We start from the raw sequence: 14,207 nt of genomic DNA on the forward strand, positions 1-14,207 counted from the left end.
TGAAAAGAAATTAATAAATACTATCGGATAGTGCCATCTATATTTTTCACCCAGCCACGTGTCCAGTCGCTAGCGGTATTGTTATCCTTTATCGCGCCTACAAATGGAGCTGACACAAAAAATGAACCTAACGTTGACGGATTGAAGACACTTGTTGTTTCAGCATTCGGTATAAAGTCGTTTTTACCAATTCCTGCAATCGTTGTTAGAATAGGCGTTGTGCCGTCCAATCCTGTAACATTATTGAAATAAGGATTTACAAACACATCATCAACTATACTCCCCCTGAAAGGATTCGTACCTCCTGCACGATCATCGCGGTAAGGTTCGGTTGCTACATCAAAGGAATAAGAGTGAGCAAACACTGTAGGGCCATTGATATCAGTCGTAACAACATTTTCGTTCAAACGAACACCTCTTCGAGGATACGCAGTTACGATAGAATTATAGACTTTTCCTTGCGATGTAGAACGGAAGCGAATGCCATGAACGTTAACGCCATAGTCCGCACCCGGACCAACTAAAGTAACATTGGCAATTTTGGGAGTGGCTGTTTCGCGAATGGTCAACTCATCGGCATCAGTTGTGGTGCGCGTAGTACTGACTGCAATGGCGAACTGCACATTACCAGTATAATTATCTCCAAAACGAAAGGCGCCTCCATTACAATCCGTGCATATCACATAGGATAAGTTTACATCACCATTGGTTGGCATAAAACCTTCGGTGGTGGACTTGTATACCTGTACATAAGAAATGGAAGTACCACTGCCCACATTTACAAGTCTGAACCCTCTATCGCTGCCACTGTACTCAATTCTTAGATAACGAACGGTGCCACTATTTGAACCCGGCCCAGTGCCCTGAATACGAAACTGAATCCAGTCACCCGCAGCAGGTGTTGCTCCAGCCTGCAGTACTTTATCACTGGTAAATACTACCGGATTGGTAGCTGTGCCCTGAATATTAACCTGGCCCAGTACATTAATCGATCGCTTATCAGTTCCAGCTGTATTGATATATAATTTTACACCCTCTTCTACCGTAAATGTAGAGCCTGTGGCGAATTGAATAGAAGCATCAAGAAAATATTCTCTGTTCCTGGACAACTTTACGGTTTGCCCTTCCGGAATAATATTATCAGATGGTGCTTCAATCTTATACAATGGTGTAGTGCCCACAGTTACCTGATCATAACTTGCAACGCTAACAGTAAAAGAAACTGGAGCAGATTCAAGCTGTTGTGTATTTACTAAAACAAATTGATAGGCTATCTCATCACCTTCGAGCAATGTAGCTGGAACCGTTTGTGTATTATAGGTAAATGTTGTTGCCGTGGATACCAATACAACTTCCTCAAGAAATGCACCATTTCGATTTACCACAAGTTTTCCGTTTCCACCTTCTGCGTCAAGATTTAGTGTTACACTTATTGTTGCACCGGGTTTTAAAAGCACAAGTGGATCTCCTTGAATACTGATGGCAGGTTGACCGAAAACAGGGTCCGGATCATCTGAACACGATTGAATGGTTAAAACCACTGTCAGGCAAACCATGCCCAACATGGTAAAGAAAATTTTTGAAATTGTTTTATTCATAAAAGTTAGGGTTAAAAATGAATTGTTTATGATTAACTGATTACCGAATTGTTCCATCTAAATTTTTGCACCAAACACCATCCGCTGTCCAATCATTAGCCGCATCACGGACGGCTCCTATAAAAGGAGCTGACTCAAACCAACTGTCAAAACCCGTTGCAAATCGAGGATCAAATGAAGTGGGTACGGATCCTACAAAATTCCCTAATGTTATTCCAGGCACAGGATCAATAGTTACATTGAATTCAGGCCGAACCAAGAAGAAATCTTCTGCTTGCTCATCGTAATCTTCACGATTGAAAAAAGAGCGGGTATTGCCCAAAACCATTGTGCCGTTCGTCAAATTAGCCAGGGTAACATCTTCTACACGCACACCATCATCGGGAAAATTGGTACAGATTACATTATGAATCAGCCCCATGGCACCGCGCCTTACGCGCAGCCCTCTTCGCGTACCATTTTCAATGGCGTTTCCATTACCAATCATGGTAATGTTAGCAAGACGCACATAGGTAGCTGGTTGCAGGTTAAAATTGCTGGCATCATTGCGCAATTCAAGCGAACGAGCCTGATTTTGAAAATTAACTGGGAAAATGGTAGCCGGAACGTCCGTTTCAAAAATCAAAAACTGACCTTTACCTATCCAGCCATGCTCTGCCCACAAGCCGTAACCGGCATGCCCAGTACATACAATATGTTTGACGTTTACCCTTCCACCCTTGAGTCGGAATGCCTGATCAAAGCAACGATAGATTTGAATATAATCCAGTATTGTTGCATCACCGACACCAAGAATGGTGATGCCATCTACACCGTTCTTACCGCCATATTCAATTCTAACGAACTGCAAAGAGCCTGAGTTATCATTCAATTGTGACCCGCCATAACGGAAGCCATCTTCAAAAACAGTACTTGCCTGGTTGGTGGGTGCCCGGCCATATAGATAAATCCCTCCCCAATCGGCAGTATTTGCTGTTCCATTTAAAATTCTATCGCTGGTAAATACAATCGGCAGATCTTTCGTTCCATTGGCAATAATTTTACTCCCCTGCGTAATAGCCAATCGTGAATCTATGGTATTGGAAAAAGTGCGCATTAACACGGTAGAACCAGCCTCGATGGTAAGTGTGCGGTTACCTTCAACAGAAACAATGCTGTCTAGCCAATAAATATTATCCGCTGTAAAGGTTACATCCCTATTAATCCGGCCTTTCACTCGTTTAACCGGAGTGTCAAACACAATATCATCTGTTATTTCGAATGGCGGGCCTACCTTAACATTTACACTAAATGGAACTGCTTCCTTTCCTGCCTTATCCGTTAACTCGAAGGTAAATCGCAAGATAGTTCCATCTACTAAATCACCCTCCACCACATAACTAAAGCTATAGATAAAAAGCAGATCATCATTGAATGTTCGTGTATCATAAACTTCTCCGTCCTTCTTTACCACCAGATCGGAAAGACCACTTATCGCGCGTAACTCAAGGTTAAAGGTAACCTCCAGATTTTGTTCCTGTATAAATGTTTCTGGTACTGCTCGTGGCAAAATGGAAGGTGCTTCACGAATGAAAATATTATCATCCTGGCAACAAATAATAAGAAGCGCGCAAACACTTAACAGCGGAACGTCAATCAACCGAAATGTTCTATACTTCATCTTCATCTTAGAAACTATAGGTTAAACCAAATCTATTCCACCAACCAAAATAGGCATACTGCGCAAGGCGTTCACGGCTTCCTTGATAACGGATGCTCGGTGCATTGATAATATTCATAAATTCAGCAAACACTCTGAATCGTTTTGAAAACGCATATGCTGAAGTAATATCAACCTGCATTCGATCCACTTGTACAATGTCGTTATTGGCTTCGCCAGCAACAGCAGTAAGAAATTCGCCATTGTAATTAACCATTCCCCGTATGGTAAATTTCTTATGCTCAAACGAGAGCGCACCATTCCAGGTATGCCTGGCCTGACCTGGAAGTTTTATGTTGGAACGATCTGCGGTAAATGCATCAGACTCCGTGAAGGTGTAGTTGAAGTAAACACCAAATCCTCCTAATATTCCCGGCAGAAAATCAAGTGGTGCCTGCACATTAACCTCTAGACCGTAAACAATTGCATTCTCACCATTTTGCGGCTGGCGAAAAGAGTATCCGGGAAATTCTTCATAGAAAGGATCTCCGGGTTGAAGAAATGGTAGATTACGCTGAAATTGAAAATCATCAATGCTTTTATAAAAAATGCCACCCGATAATATACCAACCGAAGGCAAGTATTTTTCATAGAGCAAATCAAAATTGGTTGAAAATGCCGGTTTGAGCTCTGCATTGCCGGCCACCAGGTTAGAGCCGGCCTCATCAATGCGCAAAAAAGGAATAAGATCATTGAAGTTTGCACGGGCATAACTTTGTGTAAAGGCAAAACGCAGGTTACTAAACTTATCAAATGAATAACGCAAGTGAATATTCGGTAGAACAAATCCATATTGAGTTCCATCGCTAAAAGGTGTACCAGTTCCTGTGACGTTGTTAACCTTAAATGCATCATATTCAACAAGGTTATCTTCATAACGTAAGCCCGCCAAAACCATTAATTTGTTCCAGCGCAAACGCGTCATCAGGTATGCGGCTGTAATCGTTTCATCGGCCTTATAGGTGCCGAATAAAGAATTTCTTGGCGAAGCAATTGGGTCTAATACAAATAATCGGTTGTACTGGCTGTAGAACGCTGAAAATTTATTTCGGTCAATGCTGGGTCCAAACCGAACCTGATTGTTCATAAAATCCTGATCTTCGAAATTACCAACCACAGAAGCGAATGCTGCCTCTTCAATCAACACTTCGTTTGGATCTGAGAAATTATAAAGGCTAGCATCCTGCTCGCGTTGGTTGGATTGCTTGCGATATTTGAATCCTCCCTTCAGTAAACCTTCTGCTTCACCCACCTTATAGGAGTACTGTAGATTAATTTTTGCGACACCATTATCTGATTTTAAGAGAATGGAGTTGGTTTCATATCGATCAATCTCATTGATAATAAATGGATCATAGTAATTTAGCCCCGGTGAAGTTGATTCAAATCGAAGAAAATCACTGAAAATACCATTCGGATTAGTTACCCGAAGGTTAATGCGATTAGAGGAACCCCGTACAAACCTGCCACCGTAGTTTTCTTCAACGCGTTTCGATGGTGAATAGAATACGGCCCAGTCTACAATGAGCTTATTGATGGAATGATTACCTGATAAATTTAGCGACAGGTTTTCACTGTAGTAATCCCGCACAAGAATATCGCGTCTCAACTCAGCACCAGTCAATGAATCCAAAGTTTGCCATTGGATACCCGCTGATTCGTTTAGGATTCCGAAAATACGATTACGCTGATCAAAATCTTGCCTGCGACTGTAAATGGCATTAAAAATAATAGAAGATGTAGAACTGAATTTATAATCGATTGTGGCCGTGGCGCCATAACGTTGCCGCTGGTTGATTAAATCTGCATAGTTGTAATTCTCAATAACAACCGTGTCAATGCCCAGGTTTATAATTGGTGTGCTGGCCGTTCCAGACCATACAGCCTGATAACTATCCTCTTCATTGTCGTTACCAAAATAGCTGGCACCTATTATTACTCCCAACCTGCCATCAGGCATTTTTTGGTTTGCCAGAAACCGCTGTCCAACCTTTAGCCTGCCAATTCCATTATAGCCCTGCGACATTGCATTGTAACCCAACCCTGCCTCAGCCCTGACGCTAAGATCTTTATTTTTGGCTACCGGAGTCAATAAATTAACCGAACCTCCAATGGCATCGCCATCCATATCAGGTGTAATGGCCTTGGTAATTTCCATGCTAGCCAATTGATCGGCAGGAATTAAATCAAGCGATTCATTGCGGGCACCATTATCTTGAGTAGAAGGAATCTGCTCACCATTGATATTGACTGTTGTAAAATGTGCAGGCGTTCCACGCAATGATACTGTAGATCCTTCTCCGCGCGAGCGTGTTATGTTTACTCCCGGTACGCGCTGCAAAGCTTCCGCTACGTTCAAATCTGGAAATCGACCGATAACATCTGAACTAACAACATTTTTAATATTATCAGCACTGCGTTGTTGATTGAGGGCCTTTTGTTGTCCATCGATAAACCCAACAACCACTATTTCCGTCAGGCTGGTTAAAGAAGGCTGAAGTACAATATTGGGAACATTTGTATTTCCAGAAACTTCTACAGAAACGTCCTTAGTGGTGTAGCCTATAAAACTTACTTGTAGTACATTTTTTCCGGGCTTCACATTAGATATGGAAAAATATCCGTTAAGATCAGAAGAACTGCCAAGATTAGTGCCCTGAACAATTACTGTAGCACCGGGTAATGGTTCCTTACTTTGTTCATCAATGATGCGGCCGGTTACGATAAAACCGGCAGAACTTTGACTGTAACCTATGTATGAACTGCATATAACAAGTGCAAGCAATAACCTCAGTTTAAAGTTTGTTGAGTCCATTATTCGCAAGTCAAAGTAGTTCAATCAATAAGAGAAGCAGTAACAGGAAGAGAAGTCCAAAAAGAACCTCTCTTGCCCGATACCAATTTAGCTTTCTTGATTTTGGTAACCTTTTTCTCATTAGTTATCCATTCTCAGGAACAAAGCTGCTATGCAAACGGTAATCGATTGCAGAAAAATGGTTACAAGTGTTGGGTAATTATGTTACGAAATGTGTTTTTTATTCACTTCTGTCGGTTTTTCAGCCTGATTTCAAACTTAAACCGCCTTGGATTTGCATGAGTTTTCAGCCATCACCCGTAGGCTTCACTCTTGCCTGTTGTTGTTGAAATTCCTTTTGCTGGTAGTAAATCTGCTGATCTGTCTTTACAGTCTCACCTTGCTTGGTTCCCACCGCGCGCAAATCATGTAAACCATCGGCTAAATTAACAGTCCATAAAAGTCCATCGGTTTGTTTGCGTTTTCCTTGCGATTTCCCATTTACAAACAGTTCAACTTCATCGCAATTGCTAAATACTTCTACCCTTTTGCCCGCCTCTCCGCTGCGGTGCGTCCAGGTGTGGGAATAAATATAAACCATGGGTTCGTTCGTCCATTGGCTTTGATAATAGTAGTAAACTGATTTAGGCTTTCGGTCGTAAGTCATCATGCCTTTTTGATTGATATGAGGTATACTACCAACTTTGGCAAAGCTGGCAAAGTCGAACATGTTCCAAATAGTACCGCCAAGAATAAAGTCATTATCACGCATGGAGTTCCAGTAGGCTCTATGGAGCGCTACCTGGTACGTTTCGCTGTGATCAAACAAAGCCGGATTGTTTACATGGTAGCCATATTTTCCCTCAGCACCGTATTCGCTTACCAGCAACTTCCAGTCCGGGTGCTTTTTGTGCTCTTCTTTCATTTCATGATCAAAATCATTGTACGTTTTTTCGTACCACCCGAAATAGCGGTTACGTCCCTGAATATCGGTGAGTGGCAGAATGCGTTCATCAATTAAATCATTTTGCGCCTGCACTGTTGGACGATAGGGGTCCATTTCCTTTGCTTTTTTGGCAACAGCCTGGGTCACTTTCAAGGCATATTCCGCATCTTCCTTCGTAAAGAAGTTGCGGTAGTATTCGTTTCCTACGCCCCACATAATGATACTTGGATGATTTATATCGCGAAGAATCAGTTCTTCCATCATCTTTACGGCATTCTCAATATACTTTTCACGACCAATAGTATTGACTACTGGGATTTCAGACCAAATCATTAAACCAAGACTATCGCACAAGTGCATCACGTATGGGTGATGAGGATAATGCGAAAGTCTCACATAATTCGCTCCCATTCTTTTAATGTGAAGCATGTCTTCGCGTTTTTGTGCGCTATCTACCGCCCAGCTTTTGTGCATAAAATCCTGGTGCAGGTTAACACCTTTTAATTTGATGTGTTTGTCATTAAGGCTCAATCCATTTCTTGAATCAAAGTTTAGGGAGCGAAAGCCAAGTGGGTAAAACTGTTGATCAATGGCTTTTCCGTTCCGTTGCCAATCGGATGGCTCGTAAAGTGTGGCGGATACTCGATATAGATGAGGGTATTCAGGAGACCATAGCAGGGGATTAGAGACTGTAAACATTTGTTGTATAATCGGCTTATCTCCAGCCTTAAGTGTTATCGACCGAATATCACTTGCAATAATTTCATTATAGGGAGAGATAATGTTGATTACAAGTGTTGCCTTTCGATCAACAGTACCCATATTGCGCACGGTAATGTTGGCCTGAACCGTAGCTGAAGTTGGCGAAACCTCAGGGGTAAATATTTTTGCTTCTTTTACAAATACCTGATCGTGTGCTACCAGCAGCACATCTCGATAGATACCCCCTACCATATTGTAGTCAGCCGTATGTGGAGGTATATCGTAATTAAACCGGTTATCCACTTTAACAGCCACAACATTTGGTTTGTCAAACCTAATATGCTTCACGAATACATCACCAAAATGAAAACCAGTATATCCACCAACGTGCTTGCCTACATAATTACCATTGAGCCATACCTCAGCAACCTGGTTAGCGCCCAGAAAATCAATTTTTATATGCTTATCCTTCCACGAGTTATCAACAGTAAACGTCTTCCGATACCAACCAATTCCGCGATAGATCATTTCAGTTACATCAATAACATCCTTATAATTTCGGTAATCAAATAGATCGTTGGTATTCCAGGTATGTGGCAGGTTAATGTCTTCCCAATTACTGTCGTTAAATTCAGGAGCATGGGCATTGGAAACATCACCTTTATGAAAGCGCCAATCTGAACTGATGTTGCGAACTTCACGCGAGGTGTGTTCAGGCTTCCAGGTAACAACGGTGTATTCTTGAGGTGGGATAACAATATGGACAAACTTCGCTTCCTGCGCTTCCATATCGTAGGTAAGGGTACGCTTAACCCCCAGCGTCTTCTCATCAAATTCAAGCATAACCTTTTGCTTTACCGGACTCACAACCAACAAAAAAATTTCATTTTCAACAGCCTGTTTACGTTGAAAGCCGATGTGATAAGCGTTTGAACTAATGTGTTTAGTGATATCCTGATCGAAGTTGCGCCTGCGACCACTGCTCATGGTTTTGGGCTGGTCGGTAGCAACCCAGCTGTCATAAAAAAAAGTATTTACTTTTTTTCCTTTAAGTGGAGCATTAAAAATAGCGATCCAGTTCCAGTTTTCAGGCAGTGTTGGTGTAAACTGAAAACTTCGGTCTGTTTCTTTAAAGCCAACATAATCAATTTTATAAACCGACTTGCCTTCCAGCTTTTTATTTTCATCCGATGATGGTGTAAGAATGATGTGCTTGTCACCTTGCAGGCCACCCGGTTTTAATTGCTGTCCAAAAACAGAAGTTGTGACTGCTAAACAAAAAGCAATACTTAGATTTTTCATATTAATAAAGACGGCATAATGGTTTACTACCCCTAACGAATTAAATATTTGCTCTTAGTTATTAACTATTTTACCCTGAATTTCTCCATCGTTTTTTCATTCACTTCAAGACCAAGCCCCGGCTCCATGGGGATGAACAAAAATCCATTCTCAAACTTAAGCGAGTTGTGAAAAAATTGAGAAAGATTTAGCTCGGGCCGCATACCACTGAACTCCTGCACTTTGGCTGCGTTAGGAATAGCACCAAGCAAATTTAAACTGGCGGCTGTGGCCAGCGTGGGCCTCGTATTATGCACCATCACTTCCTTTTCAAATGCATGACCCATAGCCGCAATTTTACGGCACTCGGTGATACCTGAGCATTTGATAGTATCCAGGTTTAGGCAATCGGGATTACCTATGGTAATCAAATCACGGAATTGCCATTTGTTGTATTCATGCTCCCCGGCATTTACATCGCACGGTAAGGCCTCTACTACTTGTCTGAGTCCGGGATAATCCATACTGCTTACGGGTTCCTCTACCACTTGGATATTAAATTGTTCGTACAGTTTCAATCCCAGTTCAATGGCCTTGCCTGCTGTATAACCATTATTGAAATCAACAAAAATAGTGATGTCATCGCCCACGGCTTTACGGATAGCTTTAATGCACTCGTAGGTAAAATTATCAGCTGGGTTTCTTCCCCGATCATACAGTTGCATCCGAGCTTTAATGGTTTTATATCCCTGCTCCACAAAGGCAACACCTTCATTCACCATTTCTTCCACCGATTTTAAGCCGCCTTTTTTCTTTCGGCCATAACTTCCGTAGACAGCTACTTTTTCAAGTTTGCTTCCGCCTAGTAATTTCGAAACAGGCATCTTAAGCAACCGGCCTTTCAAATCCCATAAGGCATTATCCACACCAGCTACAGCACCCGGCACGAAGCCTGAGTTGCCGCCCTCAAAACCTTCAAAAAACATCTGCGTCCATAAATACTCGCTATCAAATGGATCTTGCCCAATGACCTTTGGTTTTAGAATGTCAGTGATAATTTTGGCTACAATGGGCGTACTGAAATGATCCCCTTCGCCCCAGCCACTCACTCCCGCATCGGTTTCAATTTTAACATAGGTAGCACTGTCGGCAGCATAGGCTTTCACATCGGTTATCTTCACTGCCGACTTTGAAGTTGAGCTGGTACTTTGTTGAGCAAACGAAGTAGGTGCAACCAATGCCAATGAACTAACGCTAAGGTTTTGCAAAAATTTCTTGCGTGAAATCATTTTAGTTAATATTTGTGGCTTGTTTAAATATGTTAGAATCATAGTCAATACCTAACCCAGGCGTTGAAGATATTGACAACACTCCCCTATCAATTTCAAAGTGTGGGGCATACCACTCGGGTTGCTTTTTGCCTATACCACTCAGCGGAAATTCCTGAAAGCCATGTAGCGCAGGCGCCACCGCAGCCAGATGCAAGAACGGAGCCTCGAGCGGATCAGCCTTTGGTGAATGAGGCGCAAACCCCTTTTTGTATTTCGCTGCTAACTTAGCCACAGCCAAGCTACGCAAAATACCACCGTTGTAATACACATCGGGTTGCAGCACATCTAATCCATTGTTTTTGCAGTACCAATCAAAACGATAATAACTCGTGTCTTGCTCGCCTCCGGCTACTTTTATTTTCTTAAGCGTATCTGCCACTTTCTTATTGCTTTGAAAATCTTCCCACGGGCACGGCTCTTCAAAAATATCCACTTGATGATCTTCCAAAAATTTACCCATGGCAATGCCTTGATCCACATCGAAAGAGCTGTTGGCATCGGCATAGATGGTGACCGTATCCGAATGCTTGCGCAAAAGTTCAACGATTTTATAACTGCGCTTGTCGGCCTTGGTATCAGTGCCCATTCGGCCGCCTACTTTTATCTTAACCGCCTGGCAACCGCTGATCACTAACCTCTCTTTTATTTTCTCTACTTCTTCTTCTGCCGGGTTATCGCGGGTAAGGCTGGAGAGGTACATCGGCACTTCCGAGCGTAGTTGTTTTCCCAGGAGTTGGTAAACGGGTTTGTTATCAGTTTTGGCTAATAAATCCCAAATGGCTACTTCAATATGCCCAACACAATTCCAAAATGGCATTCCGCTGAATTTGTAATTTCGCTCGTCTTTGTAAACCCCATCAATTAATTGAGGCAACTGGCGGGCATCTTTGCCCATAAAGAAGGGCTTAACGAGGCCATTAAAAATGCCATACAAATAATCGATGCGGGTATTGGTGAGGGTTATGCCTTTTACACCATCGGTGGAGGTAACCACTACAAAGTGATTGTCTTTCCATTTCAGCAAATCGATGGAGCGGATGTAAACAGCATCATTTCCTTTGGAAAAAACATGCTTAGGATTACTTAATAGGACTGCTCCGGTTAGTGCGGAAAGTTCAATAAACTGGCGTCTGTTCATTTATGAAAATAGTATAAAATAATGACGAAATCCGCCTGGCTTTCCTGTACAGCAGGATACATTCAATTTTATTTTACGATAAGGAAATATATAGGTGTAAGGGTGAAAAGGGGATTTTAAGTCTAAATAGATGATGAATATAACCAGTCAACTTCCGGCCATTACCAGTCTTGGAAAGAAGATATACACAGTTCGGGTGCTTCAATTTGGTACCGGAAATTTCCTCCGGGCTTTTGCCGATTGGATGATCCAGAAGGCTAACGACCACCTTAACCTGGATTTGGGCGTAGCCATGGTTCAATCCATGTCAAGTCATGATAACCTTCTCAAACAAGACGGAATGTATACCGTGCTAACCCGAGGGCTCGAAGGAGGAAAAATCATCTCTCAGGCAGATAAAATAGATGTTGTTCAGCGACTGGTTAATGGCCAGGACTTAACCGCCTTACTGGCCGAAGCTGAAAACCCAGATCTTGAAATCATACTTTCCAATACTACTGAAACTGGGATAACTTTTAATTCTGCGGATACCTCGCATCTGGAGGTTGCTAAAACCTTTCCGGGCAAATTAACTCAACTACTCCTCAGACGCTTCGAATTATTCCCAACAAAGGAGCTTGGAATAATACCGTGCGAATTGATTGAGAAAAATGGCAGTATATTAAAACAATGTATTTTAAAATATGCAGCACACTGGAACTTACCAGCAGAATTTGAAGAATACATAACCACCCGGCTTTACTTCTCCCATACGCTGGTTGATCGAATTGTACCCGGACTTCCTGAAAATCCACAAAAATACTGGGAAGAAATCGGCCATGAGGACAATGCGCTGGTAATGTGTGAACCCTATCATCTATGGGCAATTGAAGCATCACCATGGGTTCGTCAAAAATTCCCGCTGGATAGAGCCGGATTGAATGTTATTTACACGGAGGATCTGGAGCCCTACCGTGTTCGCAAAGTACGCATCTTAAATGGTATGCATTCCGTAATGGCACCGGTTGGTTATTTGGCCGGTCTGGAAACTGTACAACAGGCCATGGAGCATGAGATTATCAGTGTGTTCCTAAAAAAAATATTAGATGAGGAAATACTTCCATTTATACCAGGCGATCAGGAATTTAACAGGCACTACAGCAAAGAAGTCATAGAACGCTTTTTAAATCCCTCGATTAAACATAAGCTGATTGATATTACCCTTTACAGCTTTTCCAAATTCAGGGTAAGGTTATTGCCATCCATTAAACACTATGAAAAAATAAATCAGCATGCACCAAGTGGGCTTGCTTTCGCGATAGCAGCGTTACTGTTTATTTATCGCGGTCTTAAGGCAGGTAAGCAAATACCATTGAAAGATGATCCCCAAACCATAAAATTTTTACAGGATAGTTGGGCTGATACGAACTACACGGAGAATGGTATTCGCCTGTTAGTAAGCAAACTATTACAAGAAAAAAAACTTTGGGGCCAAGATTTGAATGCGGTTCATGGCTTGACTGAACAGGTGGCCAAATATCTTTACCGGATCGATCAATATGGCATTGTCGCAGCTTTAAAAGAATTGCAGGCAGAATATTAGTTTTTCATTCGATGTGTTGATGCCCTTACAATCAATTGACTATTCACGCATTGCTCCACTAAAGACATATCTCCGGTAGCCAACTGATGAATTACAATACGGGCCGCTGCCTTACCCAATTCATCTGCCGGATGGTCAATACTCGTTAATGGTGGGTCAACATACTTGCAAATCACTTCATTGTTGAAGCCCATCACAGCTATATCTTCTGGTATGCGGTAACCCAGATTTTTAAACACATGCATCATTTCCAATGCTGCCAGATCATTAATGGCAAACAAGGCATCTGGCTTTTCCTTCAAAGACATTAAATAGCGCGCTATTTCGTCTAATCTTTTCAGTCTGAAATCAGTGTGCACTACGTACTTCGGGTCAAAAACCAAACCTGCTTCCTTAAGCGCATCCATGTAACCCTTTAACCGGTTGCGGCTATTGTATAAATGCTGTGGACCAGCCATGATAGCAATTCGTTTGCAGCCTTGCCGGATCAGGTGATGGGTTGCCTCTTTAGAAATCTCATAATTGTTGCTAACCACTTTTGATGCCTGCACAGATTCAACAATACGATCAAAAAAGACAATGGGTATCCCCATTTCGATTACAGAATCAAAGTGCTCATAGTGATCCGTCTCACCCGAAACGGAAACAAGAAGTCCGTCAACACGACTCGCCAGCAGGGTTTGAACGTTCTTTTTTTCGGCTACAAACGATTCGTCAGACTGACATATAATTACATTATACCCTGCTTGCATGGCAACCTGCTGTATGCCGCCTACTGCTTTAGCAAAAAACCGATTCACCGTTTCAGGGATAAGCACTCCCAATGTATGCGTTCGCTGTTGCTTCAAATTAACCGCAACCACATTGGGTTGATAACCAAGTTTTGCAGCGAGTTCTAAAACTTTACGCTTCGTCTCCGGATTTATGTCGCCATTACTGGTAAGGGCACGACTAACAGTAGATTTTGAAATACCTAACTGGCGGGCTATATCTTTTATAGTGATGGGTATTTTGCTCACAGAATCAAAACCATAAGTACGGAAGCAAGATAGTCAAAAATATGGGAACGTTCCCGGGAACGTTCCCATATAAATATTTTTTAAATAGTCAATTTTTTGTTAGAATATTTTTTAAAA

Annotated in this window: 8 protein-coding genes; 1 reads left to right on the forward strand and 7 read right to left on the reverse strand. The window is 42.0% G+C overall.

All coding sequences use genetic code 11. The features are described 5' to 3' along the window. Nucleotides 1–20: 20 nt before the first annotated feature. The 6 genes from KIT51_11320 to KIT51_11345 form a co-directional block, all read right to left on the reverse strand. Nucleotides 21–1,598, reverse strand: a complete 1,578-nt coding sequence (locus KIT51_11320) for a hypothetical protein (GenBank protein ID UYN85474.1) — start codon at nucleotides 1,596–1,598, stop codon at nucleotides 21–23. 40 nt (nucleotides 1,599–1,638) lie between these two features. Then, nucleotides 1,639–3,264, reverse strand: coding sequence for a hypothetical protein (locus tag KIT51_11325; protein ID UYN85475.1), 1,626 nt, complete (start codon nucleotides 3,262–3,264; stop codon nucleotides 1,639–1,641). 1 nt (nucleotide 3,265) lies between these two features. Then, nucleotides 3,266–6,112, reverse strand: a complete 2,847-nt coding sequence (locus tag KIT51_11330) for a TonB-dependent receptor (GenBank protein UYN85476.1) — start codon at nucleotides 6,110–6,112, stop codon at nucleotides 3,266–3,268. Between the two features lie 286 nt (nucleotides 6,113–6,398). Then, nucleotides 6,399–9,041: a glycoside hydrolase family 2 protein gene (locus tag KIT51_11335; protein UYN85477.1), complete on the reverse strand. Its 2,643-nt coding sequence runs from the start codon at nucleotides 9,039–9,041 to the stop codon at nucleotides 6,399–6,401. Between the two features lie 65 nt (nucleotides 9,042–9,106). Beyond that, nucleotides 9,107–10,309 carry a mandelate racemase/muconate lactonizing enzyme family protein gene (locus KIT51_11340; protein UYN85478.1) on the reverse strand — a complete coding sequence of 401 codons (1,203 nt, stop codon included), beginning with the start codon at nucleotides 10,307–10,309 and terminating at the stop codon, nucleotides 9,107–9,109. Between the two features lies 1 nt (nucleotide 10,310). Continuing rightward, entirely contained in the window at nucleotides 10,311–11,489 is a 1,179-nt protein-coding gene (locus tag KIT51_11345) for a mandelate racemase/muconate lactonizing enzyme family protein (GenBank protein ID UYN85479.1), read from the reverse strand. Between the two features lie 130 nt (nucleotides 11,490–11,619). Here KIT51_11345 and KIT51_11350 point away from each other — a divergent pair, with 130 nt between their 5' ends. Further along, entirely contained in the window at nucleotides 11,620–13,071 is a 1,452-nt protein-coding gene (locus KIT51_11350; GenBank protein UYN85480.1) for a tagaturonate reductase, read from the forward strand. Here KIT51_11350 and KIT51_11355 read toward each other — a convergent pair. After that, nucleotides 13,068–14,090 (reverse strand): LacI family DNA-binding transcriptional regulator, encoded by a 1,023-nt coding sequence (locus KIT51_11355; GenBank protein ID UYN85481.1) that lies wholly within the window; start codon nucleotides 14,088–14,090, stop codon nucleotides 13,068–13,070. The two genes, KIT51_11350 and KIT51_11355, sit on opposite strands and share 4 nt — an antisense overlap. Nucleotides 14,091–14,207 lie beyond the last annotated feature (117 nt).

The sequence above is a fragment of the Cyclobacteriaceae bacterium genome, from assembly GCA_025808415.1.
In the GTDB taxonomy this organism is placed as follows: Bacteria; Bacteroidota; Bacteroidia; order Cytophagales; family Cyclobacteriaceae; genus UBA2336.